Genomic DNA, 574 nt, shown 5'->3' on the forward strand with positions numbered 1-574 from the left:
GTCACCAGGAACGGCAGGTCGGTGAACTGTTTGACGTAGGTGTCGAAGAACTCGGTCTTCTTCTCGACGAAGTGTTCTTTGAGGATGACGTGGCCCATGGCGATGGCCAGGGCGGCGTCGGTGCCGGGGTGGGGGTGCAGCCATTCGTCGGCGAATTTGGCGTTGTCGGCGTAGTCGGGGGCCACGACGACGACTTTCTGGCCGCGGTAGCGGGCCTCGGCCATCCAGTGGGCGTCAGGGGTGCGGGTGACCGGGACGTTGGAGCCCCACATGATCAGGTAGGCGGCGTCCCACCAGTCGCCGGACTCCGGGACGTCGGTCTGGTCGCCGAACACCTGCGGGGAGGCCACCGGCAAGTCGGCGTACCAGTCGTAGAACGACAGCATGGTGCCGCCGATGAGGGACATGAAGCGGGCGCCGACCGCGTGGGAGACCATCGACATGGCCGGGATCGGGGAGAAGCCGGCGATGCGGTCGGGGCCGTACTGCTTGATGGTGTGGACGTGCGCGGCGGCGATGATCTCCACGGCCTCGTCCCAGGAGGCGCGGACCAGGCCGCCCTTGCCCCGGGCGC

1 protein-coding gene is annotated in these 574 nt (G+C 67.9%); it reads right to left on the reverse strand.

Going from position 1 to position 574, the window contains the following annotated elements:
* On the reverse strand, positions 1-574 hold a 574-nt coding region (locus ABD466_RS44325; protein ID WP_344663335.1), incomplete at both ends, for a molybdopterin-dependent oxidoreductase.

It is taken from the genome of Catenulispora subtropica (genome assembly GCF_039531675.1).
In the GTDB taxonomy this organism is placed as follows: domain Bacteria; phylum Actinomycetota; class Actinomycetes; order Streptomycetales; family Catenulisporaceae; genus Catenulispora; species Catenulispora subtropica.